The organism is Sphingomonas sp. PvP055, from assembly GCF_040546365.1.
Classification (GTDB): domain Bacteria; phylum Pseudomonadota; class Alphaproteobacteria; order Sphingomonadales; family Sphingomonadaceae; genus Sphingomonas; species Sphingomonas echinoides_A.
On the sequence record NZ_JBEPNS010000001.1, the window covers coordinates 3,516,851 to 3,534,351 of the forward strand.

Genomic DNA, 17,501 nt, shown 5'->3' on the forward strand with positions numbered 1-17,501 from the left:
ACCACCCCCGGCCCATATACGTCGTCCCCGCATTGGCGGGGATCCATGCCCGTCTTACGGTCGAAATCATGGGTTCCTGCTTCCGCGGGAATGACGAAACGCTGTTTTCTGGAAGGTTTTCCGATGCGCGCTGAAGCGCAGGCTCATATCGACTCGATCAAGGACGCGCTCGCGCTGCTCCGCCGGTTCCTCGACTGGGACCGCGCGCTGCGGCGGCTCGACGAGCTCAACGCGCGCGTCGAGGACCAGGCCTTGTGGAACGATCCCAAGGCCGCGCAGGCGGTTATGCGCGAGCGGCGGCGTCTTGATGAGGCGATCACCGCGACGCGCGCGATCGAGAGCGAACTCAACGATACCGCAGAGCTGATCGAAATGGCCGAAGCCGAAGGCGATACCGAGATGGAGAGCGAAGGCGTTGCCGCGCTCGCCGATCTCGCGCGCCGGGCGGACACCGACAAGGTCAAGGCGCTGCTCGCGGGCGAAGCCGATGGCAACGATACCTATATCGAGGTCAACGCCGGCGCAGGCGGGACCGAGAGCCAGGACTGGGCGGGGATGCTCAGCCGGATGTACTCGCGCTGGGGCGAGCGCCACGGCCTCAAGGTCGAGCTGATCGACCAGCATTCGGGCGAGCAGGCCGGGATCAAGTCGGCGACGCTGCTGCTCAAGGGCGAGAACGCATACGGCTATGCCAAGACCGAGAGCGGGGTCCATCGCCTCGTCCGGATCAGCCCGTATGACAGCGCCGCACGCCGTCACACCTCGTTCGCGAGCGTGTGGGTGTACCCGGTCGTCGATGACAATATCGAGGTCGAGTATAACGAAAGCGACCTGCGGATCGACACGTACCGCGCGTCGGGTGCGGGCGGGCAGCACATCAACACGACCGACTCGGCGGTGCGCATCACGCACATTCCGACCGGGATCGTGGTGCAGTGCCAGAACCAGCGATCGCAGCACAAGAACAAGGCCGAAGCCTATAACCAGCTCCGCGCGCGTCTCTACGAGCGCGAGCTGGCGATCCGCGAAGCTGCCGCCAATGCCGAGAATGCGGGCAAGACCGACATCGGCTGGGGTCATCAGATCCGCTCTTATGTGCTTCAGCCGTACCAGATGGTAAAGGACCTGCGCACCGGCGTCACCTCGTCGAGCCCGTCGGACGTGCTCGACGGCGATCTCGATGCGTTCATGGCGGCGGCGCTGTCGCAGCGGGTCACGGGCGAGACGGTCGAGGTCGAGGACGTCGAATAGTGGGGGGACGGCGCATTTCGGGTTTCCTAGGCGGTGCCGCCCCGGCGTATGTCGGGGTGATTAGCCAGCGTGGATCGCTCCGCCGCGCCGCCCTCGCCGCCTTCATGCTCGTCTCCGCGTGCGATGGCGGCCCGGCGCGTGTTCCGGACCGGACCGAGAAGGCCGGCCCCTTCCCCGCGCCGGACCGTCCGGTCGCGCCGGTCGTCTCGTCGCGCTGGTCGACCGAAGAGGAACGCGACCGGCTCAACGAAGCGAGCGAGGTCATGGCCAAGGCCGGGATCAAGCGCGGGATGACCGTCGCCGACATCGGCGCGGGCGAAGGCTATTACACGATCCGTCTCGCCGCGCGTGTCGGCAAGGAAGGCCGCGTGCTGGCGGAGGACATCATCCCCGCGGTTCGCGACAGCCTTGCGCTCCGCGTTGCGCGCGAGCGGCTCGAATCGGTCAGCGTGCGGCTTGGCGCGGTGAACGACCCGAAGCTGCCCGACGCGAGCTTCGACCGCGTGGTGATGGTCCATATGTATCACGAGATCGAGCAGCCTTACGAATTCCTGTGGCGGCTGCGCCCGTCGCTGCGCCCCGACGGGCTGGTGGTGGTGGTCGATGCCGACCGGCGGACGCAGGACCACGGCACCCCGCCCGCACTGCTCCGGTGCGAATTCGCCGCGGTGGGCTATGTTCAGGTCGGGACGTACGACATGCCCTCGGCGGGCGGCTATCTGGCGACCTTCCGCCCGCAGGGACCGCGGCCGGAGCCGGCGTCGATCAAGCCCTGCCGGATGCCCTGACCCTGCTATAGCAACCCGCGCGCGCGGAACCGGTCGCACCCGCCGCGCGCGAGCACGACATGCTCGACCAGCCGCACCCCGATTGCGTCGAGCGTCACCGCCAGCCGGCGCGTGATCTGGTAATCCGCGACGCTTGGGGTCGGATCGCCGCTTGGATGGTTATGCGCCATTGCGACGGCCACGGCATCGAAGGCGATCGCATCGGCCACCACGGTGCGCAGCGATAGCGCCAGCGAGGCAGCATTCCCCGCAGCGACGTGCCGCATGCCGAGAACCCTCCATTCCGGATCAAGATAGGCAAGGATCGCAACCTCCTGCGCCGCGCGGGCAAGCGGCGCGAAGTGGCGGTCGAGCCGCCGCAGCGCAGCGGCGACAGCCCCGTCGACCCTTTCTGGAGGATAGGCGATCATCCCCGATCTAGACGCGGCGCCACCGCATCCGCCCAGCCGAGCCTTATCCGTTACGGAGTGTGTGCCGCCGCAAAGGCCACGCTGGCCGCTCGCGGGAAAGATGCTAGGTCGTCCGACGGGCGACCGGCGACACGACAATGAGGCAGGACATGCGACACCCGGAATATCAGTATCTCGACCTGCTCGAGACCGTGCTCGATCGGGGCGACGAACGCGTGGATCGCACCGGCGTGGGCACCCGCTCCGTCTTCGGCGCGATGGTGCGGTTCGATCTGTCGGGCGGACACGTGCCGATCCTCACCACCAAACGCGTCTATTGGAAGACCGCGGTCCGCGAGATGCTGTGGTTCCTGACCGGCGGCACCAACATCCAACCGTTGTTGCGCGACAATGTCCGGATCTGGTCCGACTGGCCGCTCGCCAGCTACCGCCGCGAGACGGGCGATCCGATCGCGCAGGCGGCGTTCGAACAGCGGATCGTGGAAGACGACGCGTTTGCGGCGCGCTGGGGGGATCTGGGCCCGGTGTACGGCAAGCAATGGCGGCGCTGGCTGGGGTCGGACGGGCAGGAACATGATCAGATCGCGACGCTGATCGAAACGCTCAGGACCAACCCGTCAAGCCGCCGGATGCTGTTCCACGCGTGGAACGTGGCGGAGATTTCGGGCATGGCGCTGCCGCCGTGCCATATGGTGTATCAGTTCCACGTCAGTTCGCGCGGTGCGCTGAACTGCCTGATCTTCCAGCGGTCGTGCGACCTGTTCCTGGGGGCGCCGTTCAATTTCACCGGGGGCGCGGCGTTGCTGCTGATGCTGGCACAGCAAGCGGGCCTGGAGCCCGGGGAGCTAGTGTGGGTGGGGGGCGACGTCCACATCTACAACAACCATCACGATCAGGTCCGCGCCCAGCTGGCGCGCGAACCCCGGGCCATGCCGACGATGAGACTGGTGCGGAAAGCCGATTCGATCGATGGATACACGATCGATGATTTCGAAGTGACGGGCTACGATCCGCATCCCTCGATCCACGGCGACGTGGCGGTCTAGCCGCGCCGTTGCACTGGAAACACGCATAGGATTTGCCGAAATGCTCCCCCTGCCCACGGTTCACATGCCCTCGATCGCGATCACCGGCACCGACGCGCGCTTCCCGGTGCGCCGGATCTTTTGCGTGGGTCGGAATTATGCCGACCATGCGCGCGAAATGGGGGGCGACCCTACGCGCGAAGCGCCGTTCTTTTTCACCAAGCCGGGCGACGCCGTAATCGACAGCGGGAGCGTGCTGCCCTTCCCGAACCGGACGGCGGAGCTTCATCACGAGGTCGAACTCGTGCTCGCGCTCGGCGCGGGCGGCAGCGCCATCGCGATCGAGGACGCGGCTTCAAAGATCTTCGGCTACGGCGTCGGGATCGACCTGACGCGGCGCGACCTTCAGGCGGAAGCGAAGAAGGCGGGGCGCCCGTGGGACATGGCGAAGGGGTTCGACCGGTCGGCGCCGGTCGGTCCGCTCGTCACCACGCGCCCGGACGCGGCGGCGGAGATCGCGCTTTCGGTCGACGGTGCGGTGCGGCAACGCGGCAGCCTGTCCGACATGATCTGGACGATCGAGGAGATCATCGCGAGCCTGTCAACCTATGTGACGCTGGCGGGCGGCGACCTGATCTTTACGGGCACCCCCGCAGGCGTCGGTCCGGTTGCGCGCGGCGAGGGGATGCGCGGCACGATCGCCGGGCTTCCCCCGATCGAGATCCGCGTGGCGGACTGAACCCGACACGGGAGGCGCGGCCGTCAATGGAAGTCGTGCGACTTGAACCGCACGACCTCTTCCGGGTCCATCCCGTCGGCATGCGGCGGCCAGTAGCAATTGCGGGGTCCGGGGCTCCACCCCGCATCGCCGCGATCGGGCGACCCCGCATGCCGCGCGCCGTCACCGCGACCGGTGACGTGGTGGAAGGACATTTCCCCGACGCGGTGAAGCAAGTCGCCATGATCGATGATCCGGTCGCAAATGACATGGATCACCTCGCCCTCCTTCTGCACGCGCCCCTTGAGGCCGACCATCGCGGCGGTCATCACCGTCCGGCGTTGCTTCTCGAACCGGTCGGGCCACAGGATTCCGTTGGCGATTCCGGTCTCGTCCTCGATCGTGATGAACAGCACGCCCTTGGCGCTGCCCGGTTTCTGGCGGACGAGGATGATCCCGGCGACCTCGACGTGCCGCCCGTCGCGGATCGTGGCGAGATCCGCGCAGCGCGTGACGCCGCGCCGGGAAAGATCGTCGCGCACGAAAGTCAGCGGATGCGCGCGCAGCGATAGCTGAAGCGCGCGATAATCCTCGATCACTTCGCGCCCGTCGGTCAGCGGACGTAGCGCGACGTCGGGCTCGACCCCTTCCGCGCTGGCGGTCTCGGCGGCGCGGTCGGCCGCGGCGAACAGCGGCAGCGGTGCCTCGCCCAGCCCGCGCACTTTCCACAGACCCTGGCGACGATCGGTGCCGAAGGTGTGAAACGCGTCTCCGTCCGCAAGCTTCTCGATCGCCGCGCGCTGGACCCCGGATCGCCGCCACACGTCCTCGACCGCCTCGAACGCGGCAGTGCTGCGCGCCGCCACGATCCTGGCGCCGTCGGCGTTGGACAGGCCACGGATCTGCCGCAGCCCAAGCCGGACCGCCAGATACCGCCCGCCGCCCTGCTCCAACGTGCAATCCCATCGGCTCGCATTGACGCAGGGCGGGCGCACCTCGACGCCATGCTCGCGCGCGTCGCGGACGATCTGCGCGGGGGCGTAGAAGCCCATCGGCTGCGCGTTCATCAGCGCGGCGCAGAACACGTCGGGATGATGATGCTTCATCCACGAGGATGCGTAGGAAATCTTGGCGAACGATGCGGCGTGACTCTCGGGAAATCCGTAGGAACCGAAGCCCTCGAGCTGGCGGAACGTCCGTTCGGCGAATTCGCGGGGATAGCCGCGTTCGACCATGCCCTCGATCAGCTTGACGCTGAAGTGGCTGACGCCGCCGGTGAACTTGAAGGTCGCCATCGCGCGGCGCAACTGATCCGCCTCGGCCGCGGTGAACCCGGCGCCGACGATCGCCACCTTCATCGCCTGTTCCTGGAACAGCGGGACGCCGAGCGTCTTTTCCAGCACGGCCTTGAGCTCGGGGCGCGGATATTCGGGTTTCTCCAGCCCCTCGCGCCGCCGCAGATACGGGTGGACCATGTCGCCCTGGATCGGCCCAGGCCGCACGATCGCGACCTGAATCACCAAGTCGTAGAATTTCTTGGGCTTCATCCGCGGGAGCATCGACATCTGCGCGCGTGATTCGATCTGGAAGGTGCCGAGCGTGTCGGCCTTCGCGATCATCGCGAAGACGGCGGGATCGTCGTCCTGCAAATCGGCCAGCCCGACGCGCAGCCCCTTGTCCGCCGCGAGCATGTTGAACGCGCGGTTGAGGCAGCCGAGCATCCCGAGGCCGAGCACGTCGACCTTCATGAACTTCAGCGCATCGATATCGTCCTTGTCCCATTCGATGATCTGGCGATCCTCCATCGCGGCGGGTTCGATCGGGACCAGTTCGTCGAGGCGATCGTGCGTCAGGACGAACCCGCCGGGATGCTGGCTCATGTGGCGCGGCACGCCGATCAGCTTGCGCGCGAGCTCGAGCGTCAGGCGCAACCGGCGATCCGCCATGTCGAGGTTGAGCTCCGCGACATGCTTGTCGCCGACGCCTTCGGCCGACCAGCCCCATACCAGCCCAGCCAGCGAGGAGGTGAGATCTTCGGGCAGGCCGAGCGCCTTGCCGACGTCGCGGACCGCGCCGCGCGCGCGGTAGCGCGTGACGACCGCGGTCAGCGCCGAACGGTCGCGGCCATAGGTCTGGTAGATCCACTGGATGATCTCTTCGCGCCGTTCATGTTCGAAATCGACGTCGATATCGGGCGGTTCGCGACGCTCGGCCGAGACGAAGCGTTCGAACAGCAGCTCGTGCTTGATCGGGTCGATCGAAGTGACGCCGAGCACGAAGCAGACACAGGAATTGGCCGCGGACCCCCGCCCCTGGCACAGGATCCCGCGCCGCCGCGCCTCGCGGACGATCGCATAGACGGTGAGGAAATAGGGGGCATAGCCAAGCTCCCCGATCAGCCGCATTTCATGCGCGATCTGGTCGGTATAGGCAGCGGGCACGGCGCCATCAAACATCCGGTCGACCGCATCGCTCGCCAGTTTCTGGAGCGCCTCCTGCGCGGTCAGGCCGTCGATCAGCCGTTCGTGCGGATATTGGTACGCGAGTTCGCCGAGATCGAAGGTGCAGAGCCGCGCGATGTCGACGCTTGCGCGCAACGCATCGGGATAGGCACGGAAACGCCGCACCATCTCCTCCGGGGCCTTGAGCGCGCGATCCGCGTTGACCTCGCGGCGATAGCCCAGTTCGTCGACGGTGCATTTCTCCCGCACCGCGGTCACCACGTCCTGCAACAGCCGCGCTTCGGGGGCGTGATAGAGGACGTCGCCGGTCACGACCGCGCGCACTCCCGCTTCCCCCGCCTGGCGCGCCAGCGCGTCGATCCGCACCGCATCCCCCGGACGCCGCCGCTGGAACAGCGCCATATAGCCGCGCCGCCCGAACACCGCCTTCAGGTCCGCAAGCGCGGCAAGGTTCTCCGAATCCGGCTCGCGCGGCAGCAGGATGGCGATCACGCCATCCGACCAGGGGGCGAGATCGGCCCAGTAGAGCAGACATTTCCCCTTGCCCGCGCGCTTCTTGCCGGTGGTGAGCAGGCGCGTGATCCGCGACCAGGCGGGCCGGTCGGTCGGGTACAACAACAGACTCCGGCCGCAAGACAGGTCGACGCGCGTGCCCGCGATCGACCGGACGCCGGTCGCCTTCTGCGCTTCCCAGGCGCGCACGACGCCAGCAACGGTGCCGATGTCGCTGACCCCAAGCGCCGGATAGCCGAGCATCGCTGCTGCCGCGAACAGCTCGTCGGGCGCGGACGCGCCGCGGAGCAGCGAGAAGTGGGTGAGCACCTGAAGCTCGACATAGGCGGTCATCCGAACAGCCCGTGAATCCACCAGGACAAGTCCCCGGTGTCCTCTTCGAAGCCGTCGCCGCGACGGAACAGCCAGTAGCGCCCGCCTTCTTCATCCTCGACGCGGTAATAGTCACGGACGGCCCACACTTCCGCATCCCGCCGCCACCATTCGCCGTGGACGCGCTCGGGGCCATCGCCTGCCACGACAGTGTACGTCTTGCCGCGCCATTCGAACCGCCGCGGCGGCTGGTCCGGCAACAGCGCCATCACATGCGACAGCGGTTCGGGCCGTGCGAACAGGCGGATCGGGCGTTGCCACGCGGGCCAGTTGCCGGGCCGCTCGTTCGGATCGGAGTGGACGACCGCACGCTCGGGCACATGGCTTTCGACGGGTGCGATCCTGAACACCGAGCGCACGCCGATCCGCCCCGCGATCACGTCGACCAGCCGCGCCGGATCGCGCACCAGCGTCTCCCCGGCAAGCACCGCCCCCAGATCGACCGCGTCGAGCGGCTCGGTATGCGATGCCACCAGGCGGAAGTGTTCGAGGCCCATTCCCGGATCGATCCGTTCGATCCTGAGCTTGAACAGCCGCAACAGGTGCGACACCTCCCGCGTCGGGCGTGAGGTGCCGACCGCCACGACCTGTTCGCCGCCGTCGACGCGCAGACCGGTCAGCCGCAGCGATCGCGCGCCGAGCCCGTGTGCCTGGAGCACCACCGCCAGATCGCCGAGCAAATCGCGCATCACCTGCTCGATCGCCTCCGCCGTGCCGATCGGCTCGAGCAGGCGTCGCTCGACCACCGGAACCTGCGCATCCTCGCGCGGGGTGATCGGCTCGGCGACCGCGCCGAGCGCCTGATCCAGCCGCGTGATCGCAGCGAGGCCGAGCCTGCGCGCCAGCGGTCCCCGCGCGACCGGCAACAGGTCCGCGATCCGCTCGAACCCGAACTTGCGCGCGGCCGCCAGCGCGGACGGCGCCAGTCGCAGCGCCGCGACGGGCAAGGGTGCGATCGCTTCGGCGGTGGCACGCGGTTCGATTCGAGTCAGCTCGTCGCTGCCGAAGCGGGCGAGCGCATGCGCGGCGCCCGCCGTGTCCGCGACCGCGACGCGCGCGGTAAAGCCGGCGCGGCGACAGAAAGCGATCAGGCGCGCGCAGAACCGCTCCTCCCCGCCATGCAGATGGTCGCAGCCGGCAAGGTCGATCCACAGCCCGTCGGTCGGCGTCACCGCCGCGATCGGCGACCAGCGCCGCACCGCCAGCAGCGCGAGCCGGTCGAGCAGCGCGGCATCCGCCGCTGGTTCGGCGGGCCGAAAATCGAGGTCGGACACGAGCGCGCGCGCATGGGTGGCGGCCATGCCGGGATGGATGCCGAGCGCGCGTGCCCCGACGCAGGCGGAGACCACCTCCTCGCGCCGCCCGACCTTGCCGACCAGCGCGAGCGGCGCCTGTTCGAACGGCTGCGGGACCGTTGCGATGATGCGCCGGGTCGGCACGCCAGCCTTGTACGGATGGCTCGCCGCTTCGGATCGCCGCCCGAGTTCGCGCATCGGGGGCTGGGCATGCGTCGGGAGCGCCGCGATCTGCGCCGCCACGTCGCCATGCGACGGCGTATCCTGGCGGGCCCAGCGCGCGCCGGGTCGCCACCCACCACGCCGTGGCGCGGAGCAGTCCCCCGGATCGTCATCGACCGGACAGTGCAGGACCGCCCGTTCAGGCAGCCGCATGGCGGGCCGTTCCAACCGTCTCAGCCGCTCGATGGCCAAGTTCGGCAGGAACAGCGAGACGACCCGTCTCATCGCTGCCCTCCACAATCAGGGAAAAGGATTCGCCGCCACGCTGCCGCGCGAGGTCCAGCGACCAGCGCGCGCGCCCGACTCCCGCGACATCGAGCCGGGCCGAAGGGGCGGAACCGATCCGCCAGCGCGTCCACGCGGCGGACGGCTCGGCAAACGGGTCCTGATCGCGTGCGCGGCGGCGGCGCAGCAGCAGCACCGGCATGTCCGCCTCCGCCGCGACCAGTTGCAGGCGGCGGGTCGCGACCATCGAGACCTTGCTCGCTTCCGCGACGATCGCGGACGGCGTTCCGTCGCGCACCGCATCCTCGATCACCGCGAGCAGCGCCGCATCGTCCGCGGGTTGCGCGTAGAGGACGCTGGCGGAGGACAGCCCCGCCTGCGCGAGCCCCGGCGCGTACAGGTCGCAGCGGCACGTTGCCCACAGCACGGGGCCTCCGGTGCTCGCCGCTTCGCGCGCGGCGATCCCGGCGAGGAACAGCGTCGCGGCGCCATCGTCCGCCATCGAACCGCTGCGCGCGGTGGCCTCGTGCAAGGCGCCCGCGCGCAACCCGCCCGCCGCAAGCCGACGATCGATCGCCTCCACCCCGAACGGCAGGACGCGATAATCGGTCACCGGCGTGGCGATCGTCCGCAGCTGTTCTATTCTGGGCGCAAGGGAATCGGGGGCGACGGACATTGGGTACAGACTCGGTTTGTTCCTATTATGTTCCACCTCAAAACCAAGTTGGTCAAGGTCGGATCCGATCGGCTCATCGATTCAAAAGGAACGGAATCGAAACGAAAACCTGCCGGGCGGGCGTGCCACGCTACCGGTTGCAGAAGCCCACGCGACGCATACATCCAAGCCTTCCCCAACCCGAGCAGGCCTTGCGCGCGAGCGCTACGGACTAGCTGAAAGGACATGGATCATGGCGCTCAAGGATGTTCTCCCCGATACGCTCGGCTTCGGCGCCGCGCCGCTCGGCAACATGTTCCGCGACATCCCGGACGACGAGGCGCTAGCGACCGTCCAGGCGGCGTGGGACGATGGTATCCGCTACTATGACAACGCCCCCTTCTACGGCGCGGGCCTTGCCGAATTGCGGATGGGCGAAGCGCTCGCCGGCAAGCCGCGCGACCAATATGTCATCAGCACCAAGGTCGGCCGCGTGATCCTCGACGAGGTCGAAGACGTCAGCGCACGGCAACAGGGCGAGAAGACCGGCGTCTTCGCACACGGGCGCGCCAACACCGTCGTCAACGACTATTCGCACGATGCGACGCTGCGCTCGATCGAGGGCAGTCTCGAGCGCTTGCGGACCGACCATGTCGACATCGTCTTCGTCCACGACCTCGCGCGCGATTTCTGGGGCGACGCCTGGATCGCACGGTTCGAGGAAGCCCGCACGGGGGCGTTCCGGGCACTCGACCGTCTGCGCGACGAGGGCGTGATCAAGGCCTGGGGTCTTGGCGTCAACCTGTGCGAGCCGATCGAAACCGTGCTCGACTTGAAGGCGCCGCGCCCGGATGCTTTCCTGCTCGCTGGCCGCTACACCCTGCTCGATCATTCGCGGGCGCTCCAGCGCGTCCTGCCGACGGTTGCCGAGCGCGGGCTGGGCGTCATCGTCGGCGGACCGTACAGTTCTGGCGTGCTCGTCGGCGGTCCCAACTTCGAATATGCGCCCGCCACGCCGGCGATCCTGGACAAGGTGGCGCGGATCAAGGCGATCGCCGACCGGCATGGCGTGAGCATGAAGGCGGCAGGGCTGCAGTTCCCGCTCGCGAACCCGGCGGTCGCCGCGGTCATCCCCGGGGCCAGTCGCCCGAGCCGGATCGCCGAGGATCGCGCAGCGCTGACGGAAGTGATCCCCGCGCCGTTCTGGCAGGATCTGCGTGGCGCTGGTCTGGTCGATCCGGCCGCGCCACTGCCGGGTGGTGTCTGACCGTCAAGGCTCCGGAATACTGTTCTTGACGCCCCCTCCCCCACGATCGAAGGTAACGATATCAACGATAAAGGAGGGGATCGCATGCGCGATTTCACACGTCGCGACATCACGCTTGCCGCCGTCCTCGGGACCGCGGCGGCATCGCTCCCGGCGACTACACGGGCGGCGACACGGTCTGCGACCTCGCTCGATGCGCTGGCGCGGCGCAAGGGGTTGCGGTTCGGCTCCGCGATCAACTGGTCGGCGGCTGGCGCGGATCGCGGGTCGATCGCCAACCCGGCCTATGCGCGTCTGGTTGCGGCGGAATGCGGGGTCATCGTTTCCGAAAACGAACTGAAATGGCAGGCGGTGCGCCCCACGCCGACGACCTTCGCCTTCGAACGGTTCGACGCGATCCTCGCCTGGGGCGAACGCCAGGGCATGGTGACGCGCGGCCACAATCTGCTGTGGCACCAGTCCAAATGGTTTCCCAAGTGGCTCAACAGCTACGACTTCGGCGCGACACCGCACCGCGACGGCGAACGCGTGCTGACCACGCATATCGAGACCGTCCTCGGACGCTACAAGACACGGATCGCGAGCTATGACGTGGTCAACGAAGCGGTTCGCCCGGAGGACGGGCAATTGTACGAAACGAGCCTGTCCCGCGCGATCGGCGGGGCGGAGGCGACGCTCGACCTCGCCTTTACCATCGCCCGCGCCGCGGCGCCCAAGGCCGAGCTGGTGTATAACGATTATATGAGCTGGGAGCCCGGGAACGCCGCGCACCGCACGGGCGTGCTCAAGCTGCTCGAGGGGTTCAAGCGGCGCGGGATTCCGGTCGATGCGCTCGGCGTCCAATCGCACCTGATGACCCAGGGCCTCGATGCCAAGGCGAGCGTCACGCGGCTCGAGCGCGACTGGCGGGCGTTTCTCGATGCGGTGACGCAGATGGGCTATGCCCTGGTGCTGACCGAACTCGACGTCCGCGACAACAACCTGCCCGCCGAGATCACGCCCCGCGACCGCGCGGTCGCGGATTTCACGCGCGGCTATCTCGACGTGACGTTGAGCTATCCCGCGGTGCGCGACGTGGTGAGCTGGGGCCTGTGCGACCGGTACAGCTGGATCGAGGGGTTCGAACCGCGCAAGGACAAGGCGACCCGGCGCCCGACGCTGTACGATTCCACCTTCCGGCCAAAGCCGATGCGCGACGCGGTCGCAGCCGCCTTTGCCGCCGCCCCCACGCGCTGATCGGACCAGCCAAACGCCACACGCTTGAAATGGTGTCGATTTTTCCGGTGCACCCGCGTGTCAAAAGCTATGGACAGTCAGGGGTGGGTCGTGAGAAACAGGAGCCAGCGGGAGAGTCGTAACCGACCAACAGGAGCAGGATGATGAATCTAGGATCGACACCGTCTTTCCGGACGTCTTATGGACGGCTGGGTCTTGGCCTTGCCTGTGCGGCGTTCGCGCTGACGGCGTGTGGCAAGAAAGCCGAAACCACCGAAACCAGCACCACGACCACCACCGCCGCCACGACGGAAACCGCCGCGCCGGCGGCGACCGAAGCCGCACCCGCCGCTGCGCCCGCAGCAGCCAAGGCACCTGCGCCCGACAATACCGATACGGTCGCCGGCGTGAAGTTTGCGGCCTATACCGGCGATGCCGCGAAGGGCGCAGTCGACTTCGTCACGTGCAAGACCTGCCATGCGATCGAAGCGGGGGTGAACCGGATCGGTCCTTCGCTCCACGCAGTGGTGGGCCGCGCGGCCGGAACGATCCCCGGCTTCACCTATTCGCCTGCGAACAAGAACAGCGGCATCACCTGGACCGAAGAAAAGCTGTTCCAATATCTCGAAAACCCGCAGCGAGTCGTTCCCGGCACCAAGATGACCTTCGCCGGATGGCCGACCGATCCGCAAAAGCGTGCGGACGTGATCGCTTACCTCAAGACCCAGTCCTGATGCGTTCGGACGGGATCCGGCGCGAGGCCGGATCCCGTCCGGCGAACCGTGCGCCTGTCCGCACGACTGGACGTCCAGCGCTGCGGTCGCCCGCCCTTCCTTCCCGACCCTGCCGTATCAGCGCCGTCGCGCGAGATCTGCGAGATGCGCCGGAAACGACGCCGCAAGCGCAAGCGCGATCCACGGCCAGGCAAGCCCGGTGAGGGCGGCGCGCAGCGCGAGCAACATCATCGCCCCCGGGAGCAACCGCAAGGTCGCCGCGCGTACCGTCCACTTCAGGCGTTGCGTCAGGACGACCCATTCGACCAGAATCACGACGAGGACCAGGTCGACGGCATGGGCCTGCCCGAACAGCCAGTGCCCGATCGCGTTCAGCCGAACGGCCCGTTCAACCGGGCGAGCGTCATCGTCAGATACCCCGCATAGGTCACCCAGGCGAGATAGGGCAGCAACAACAGCGCCGTCGCGACCGAGCGCGGCCAGATGACGTAGATCCACAAAGCGATCGCCGCCCACCACGCGACCGCCTCGACCATCGCCCAGTCCGGGCGGTGGAGGCGAAACAACAGCACGCTCCACACGATGTTGAGGAAGCCGTTGAGCGCGAACAGGCCAATCATCCATTCCGCTGCCGACTGGTCCGGCATGCCGCGCCACCCCGCCACCGCCGCCAATGCGGTGCACAGATAGACCGCGGTCCACGCCACGGCGTAGACCTGCTCGGGCAAGGCCCAGCTTGGCTGGACGAGCGTGCGATACCACGGGTCGATCTCGGTGATCGTGGCGCCCATGGCGACGACGGCAACCGCCGCGATCGCCGCCATGCTGATCGGCAACCCCCACGAGCGGTGGACCCCGGGCGCGCGAACCCTCATGCCGGTGCTAGCCCGAGGAGATGCCGCACGTCCTTCAGGAAAATGCGGACGTGCGCGATCGGCTTGGCGCGGACCAGTCGCTTGTTCATATAAGCGTCCCACGTCAGCCGCTGGACGTCCGGATCCTCGCAGATCTTGACGAAGCGTTCGCGACGCGTGTCGCTCGAATACCAGAAATACTGCATCATCCGCAGGATCCAGAACACCCGACCATGGTCGCGCATGAAGCGTTTGCGCGCCAGTCTCAGCGCGGACACCTTGCCCGTCGCAAGGAACAGCGTGACCGCCTCGGCGACGTGGCGACCGCTCGCCATCGCATAATAGATCCCCTCGCCCGATGCCGGCGCCACCACCCCGGCGGCATCCCCGGCGACGATCACATCGCGGCCATTGTCCCACCGTCGCAGCGGCTTGAGCGGGATCGGCGCGCCTTCGCGGCGCAGCGTCGCGCAGCCGTCCAGCCCGGTCTGCTTGCGCAGCGCAGCGATCGCGTCGCGCAGGGCGAGCCCCTTCTGCGCACTGCCGACGCCGATGCTCGCGGTGTCGCCATGCGGAAAGACCCAGGCGTAGAAATCGGGGGAATGCTTGCCTTGATAGATGACATCGCACCGTGACCGCGCATAATCGGCGCTGCCGTCGGGCGGCGCGGCGATGATCTCGTGATAGGCGAAGACGTAGCGCATCCGCTCCGCGCCCTTCAGTTCGGACCGCGCCACGCCGGAGCGTGCGCCATCCGCGCCGATCACGGTCCGCGCCGTCACGCGCTGTTCGGGCTCGCCGCGGTCAGGGCGGTAGACCACCACCGCATGCCCGTGCGCATCGCGCTCGATCCGCTCGAAGGTTCCCTTGCGGCGTTCGGCCCCGGCAAGTGCGGCCCGCGCGCGCAGCCATTCGTCGAACGTCTCGCGATCGACCAGCCCGACGAAACCGTCGCCGACCGGCATGTCGACCGTTTTCGCAGACGGCGCGACCATCCGTGCCATCGTCGCCTTGCTGACGAGCAGATGATCGGGAATTGCGAAATCGGCAATCGCGCGCGGGGGGATCGCCCCGCCACACGGTTTGATCCGCCCGGCGCGATCGAGCAGCAGCACCGTATGCCCGGCGCGCGCGAGATCGGTCGCGGCGGTCGCGCCGGACGGGCCCCCGCCAATGACGATGCAATCGAATATGGTGCTCATAGCACAACCTCCCGATCGAAGCGGACCGCCCGGGGCGGAGAGCGGAGCGACACCGCTGCCGCCGCCAGAAACAGCACAGCTTCCACGCCGAAGACGACCATGAACGTGTTGGGCACAGACCCCGTCAGCGCGCGTCCCGCGTCGACCGCGACCGCGCCGGTCACGCCCCCGAGCCCGAAGGCGATCGCCTGCGCCGCCCCCCAGATGCCCATGCGAAGGCCTTCGCCGTGCGGCTCCCCGTGCGAATTGCCGTGTGATTTTCCGGTCGGCCCCGCGCCGGCCAGCGCCATCATCGCGCCGATGGCGGCAACGGCGAACACCCCGTTGGCAAAACCGAGCGCGAAGACGTTGGCGAGAATCGGCCAGCCCGGACCGACTCGCGCAGCGATCGCAAGCCCGCACAGCGCGATCGCCGAGCCCGCACATCCCCCGACGATCCAGCGCCGCATCCCCGCCGCGGTACGACCGCTGGCCCCGCTCCCCGCGACCCCGGTGAGAATCATGCCGAGCAGGACCCCGCCATGCTGGATGCCCGACACCTGCGTCGACTGGCCCGGCGATAGACCGAAGCGCAAGCCGGTGAACGGCTCGAGAATGAGATCCTGCATCGCATAGGCGAGCATCGACAGGAAGATGAAGCCGGTGAACCGCCGCGCCTCACGGTCCGCCCACATTGCTGCAAGGGCATCCCAGAAACGCGCTTGCGGAGGGGCAACGCGTGCATCGACCGCGGTCAGCGACCCGCGCTCAATCCCGGTCACCGCGAGGATCGCGACGAGCAACGCGACCCCCGCCACCCCGGCAACGACCCGCAGCAGGCGCGCGAACGAGAACGGATCGAGCAACGCCCCGGCGATCCCCGCGGACACGGCGATCCCCGCGACCATCATGATCCACGTCACCGCCGCTGCCCCCGCCCGCCGGTCGGGCGCGACCTGGCGCGCCAGCAGCGCGAGCAGCGACGTTCCTGCGGCGCCGACCCCCGCACCGATCACCGCGAAGGCGAGCACCGCCAGCGCATAACCAAAGGTGGAACCGCCTGCGATGACCCCGAGCGCCCAGACGGCGGTAACCGCCCCTGCTGCCAGCATCCCCATTCCCACGATGATCCACGGCGTCCGACGGCGTCCGCTATCCGACCCATGTCCCCACAGCGGACGGGACAGCTGAACCGCGTAATGCCAGGCGACGAGACCTGCGGGAAGTGCCGCGGGAAGTGCATATTCGACCACCATGACGCGGTTGAGCAGCGACGTCGCGAGCATCACGATCGCACCGATCGCGCTTTGCACCAGCCCAAGCCGGACGATCTCCAGCCAGGTCAGCGACGCGCCAGACCGACCCGCGCTCATAACCCCAGCACTCCGCCGAGCCCGAATGCGGAAGCAAGCATTCCAAGGACGTAGAGGCTCGTCCCGGTCGCATTGTACCAGGGCGTCTCGCGCAACGGATTGCGCAACAGCCGCGGCATCAGTGCGAGTTGCCCGGCCAGCAGCACGCCGACCACCGCCGCGACCAGCATGTGTCCCCACCATGCAAGACACGCGACCACGACGATCTGTGGCACTGCCATCACGACACACGCGATCCGTGCCGCCGGACCGACCCCGAGAGTCGCCGGCAGTGAGCGGATTCCCATCGCACGGTCCCCCGCGACCGCCTTGAAATCGTTGAGCGTCATGATTCCGAATGCGCCGGCGCTGTAGAGGCTGAGCAGGATGAGGATGGGCCCATTGGGGAGCGTGCCCGCCATCACGCTCGCTCCGGTGAACCAGGTGAGCCCTTCATAGGTCAGCGCGACCGCGGCTGGTCCCCAGATCCCGCTGCGCTTCAGCCGGAACGGCGGCGCGCTATACGCCCAGGCGAACGCCAGACCGACGCCCGTAGCGAGTACGACCCAAATGCCGGTCGCCGCGGCAACGCCGATCGCGAGCACCGTGCCGACAATCGCGATCCACAGCCCCCACTGCCCGCCGACTCGGCCCGACGGGATCGGGCGGCCCGGCTCGTTGATGGCATCGACGTGCCGGTCGAACCAGTCGTTGACGGCCTGGCTCGTCCCGCACACCAGCGGCCCGACCAGCAGCACCCCGGCGATGAGGAACGGCCAGCGGCTCGAAACCGCGACTCCGGACGAGATCACCCCGCACAGGAACGCCCAGATCGGGGGGAACCAGGTGATCGGCTTGAGCAATTCCAGGACATCACGAGCGCGGGGCCGCGCGCCGGGTGCGGAGCGGGATGTGAGCCGATGGGTTGCCATACGTGCCATGAGAGAAGGCTAATATGGACA

At 68.1% G+C, this 17,501-nt stretch carries 16 protein-coding genes; 7 read left to right on the forward strand and 9 right to left on the reverse strand.

Features of this window, described 5'->3' with window-relative positions:
• Nucleotides 1–123: 123 nt before the first annotated feature.
• Nucleotides 124–1,251: a peptide chain release factor 2 gene (gene prfB / locus ABIC16_RS16500; protein WP_029623721.1), complete on the forward strand. Its 1,128-nt coding sequence runs from the start codon at nt 124–126 to the stop codon at nt 1,249–1,251.
• Between the two features lie 104 nt (nt 1,252–1,355).
• Nucleotides 1,356–2,039: a class I SAM-dependent methyltransferase gene (locus ABIC16_RS16505; protein ID WP_354292362.1), complete on the forward strand. Its 684-nt coding sequence runs from the start codon at nt 1,356–1,358 to the stop codon at nt 2,037–2,039.
• A gap of 5 nt (nt 2,040–2,044) precedes the next feature.
• On the opposite strand, the gene ABIC16_RS16510 is transcribed toward ABIC16_RS16505, so the two are convergent.
• Entirely contained in the window at nt 2,045–2,449 is a 405-nt protein-coding gene (locus ABIC16_RS16510; RefSeq protein WP_354291895.1) for a JAB domain-containing protein, read from the reverse strand.
• 149 nt (nt 2,450–2,598) lie between these two features.
• Between ABIC16_RS16510 and ABIC16_RS16515 the strand changes: the two genes are divergently transcribed.
• The gene (locus ABIC16_RS16515; protein ID WP_354291896.1) at nt 2,599–3,495 is read left to right on the forward strand and encodes a thymidylate synthase; all 897 of its coding nucleotides are present in this window, start codon (nt 2,599–2,601) and stop codon (nt 3,493–3,495) included.
• 40 nt (nt 3,496–3,535) lie between these two features.
• Nucleotides 3,536–4,213: a fumarylacetoacetate hydrolase family protein gene (locus ABIC16_RS16520; RefSeq protein ID WP_354291897.1), complete on the forward strand. Its 678-nt coding sequence runs from the start codon at nt 3,536–3,538 to the stop codon at nt 4,211–4,213.
• Between the two features lie 23 nt (nt 4,214–4,236).
• On the opposite strand, the gene ABIC16_RS16525 is transcribed toward ABIC16_RS16520, so the two are convergent.
• The 3 genes from ABIC16_RS16525 to ABIC16_RS16535 are packed head-to-tail and all read right to left on the reverse strand — an operon-like array spanning nt 4,237 to nt 9,957.
• Nucleotides 4,237–7,500, reverse strand: coding sequence for an error-prone DNA polymerase (locus ABIC16_RS16525; protein WP_354292363.1), 3,264 nt, complete (start codon nt 7,498–7,500; stop codon nt 4,237–4,239).
• Nucleotides 7,497–9,281 carry a DUF6504 family protein gene (locus ABIC16_RS16530; RefSeq protein WP_354291898.1) on the reverse strand — a complete coding sequence of 595 codons (1,785 nt, stop codon included), beginning with the start codon at nt 9,279–9,281 and terminating at the stop codon, nt 7,497–7,499. The genes ABIC16_RS16525 and ABIC16_RS16530 overlap by 4 nt, the downstream gene beginning before the upstream one ends.
• A complete protein-coding gene (locus ABIC16_RS16535; protein WP_354291899.1) occupies nt 9,196–9,957 on the reverse strand; it encodes an ImuA family protein in 762 nt (253 codons plus the stop codon). Before ABIC16_RS16535 ends, ABIC16_RS16530 begins: the two co-directional genes overlap by 86 nt.
• Before the next feature lie 232 nt (nt 9,958–10,189).
• Here ABIC16_RS16535 and ABIC16_RS16540 point away from each other — a divergent pair, with 232 nt between their 5' ends.
• The 3 genes from ABIC16_RS16540 to ABIC16_RS16550 all read left to right on the forward strand — a co-directional run bounded on the left by ABIC16_RS16540 (nt 10,190) and on the right by ABIC16_RS16550 (nt 13,152).
• Nucleotides 10,190–11,203, forward strand: a complete 1,014-nt coding sequence (locus ABIC16_RS16540) for an aldo/keto reductase (RefSeq protein ID WP_354291900.1) — start codon at nt 10,190–10,192, stop codon at nt 11,201–11,203.
• An 84-nt stretch (nt 11,204–11,287) separates the two neighbouring features.
• Nucleotides 11,288–12,439: an endo-1,4-beta-xylanase gene (locus tag ABIC16_RS16545; RefSeq protein WP_354291901.1), complete on the forward strand. Its 1,152-nt coding sequence runs from the start codon at nt 11,288–11,290 to the stop codon at nt 12,437–12,439.
• Between the two features lie 140 nt (nt 12,440–12,579).
• On the forward strand, nt 12,580–13,152 hold the full coding sequence (locus ABIC16_RS16550) for a c-type cytochrome (RefSeq protein ID WP_354291902.1): 573 nt from the start codon (nt 12,580–12,582) through the stop codon (nt 13,150–13,152).
• Nucleotides 13,153–13,269: 117 nt separating this feature from the next.
• Here ABIC16_RS16550 and ABIC16_RS16555 read toward each other — a convergent pair whose 3' ends face one another.
• The 5 genes from ABIC16_RS16555 to chlG are packed head-to-tail and all read right to left on the reverse strand — an operon-like array spanning nt 13,270 to nt 17,480.
• Nucleotides 13,270–13,467: a hypothetical protein gene (locus ABIC16_RS16555; RefSeq protein ID WP_277967762.1), complete on the reverse strand. Its 198-nt coding sequence runs from the start codon at nt 13,465–13,467 to the stop codon at nt 13,270–13,272.
• 56 nt (nt 13,468–13,523) lie between these two features.
• Nucleotides 13,524–14,027: a TspO/MBR family protein gene (locus ABIC16_RS16560; RefSeq protein ID WP_354291903.1), complete on the reverse strand. Its 504-nt coding sequence runs from the start codon at nt 14,025–14,027 to the stop codon at nt 13,524–13,526.
• Nucleotides 14,024–15,208 (reverse strand): geranylgeranyl diphosphate reductase, encoded by a 1,185-nt coding sequence (locus ABIC16_RS16565; RefSeq protein WP_354291904.1) that lies wholly within the window; start codon nt 15,206–15,208, stop codon nt 14,024–14,026. The genes ABIC16_RS16560 and ABIC16_RS16565 overlap by 4 nt, the downstream gene beginning before the upstream one ends.
• A complete protein-coding gene (locus ABIC16_RS16570; RefSeq protein ID WP_354291905.1) occupies nt 15,205–16,560 on the reverse strand; it encodes a BCD family MFS transporter in 1,356 nt (451 codons plus the stop codon). The genes ABIC16_RS16565 and ABIC16_RS16570 overlap by 4 nt, the downstream gene beginning before the upstream one ends.
• Complete coding sequence (chlG, locus tag ABIC16_RS16575) at nt 16,557–17,480, reverse strand: chlorophyll synthase ChlG (RefSeq protein ID WP_354291906.1); 924 nt, start codon at nt 17,478–17,480, stop codon at nt 16,557–16,559. Before chlG ends, ABIC16_RS16570 begins: the two co-directional genes overlap by 4 nt.
• Nucleotides 17,481–17,501 lie beyond the last annotated feature (21 nt).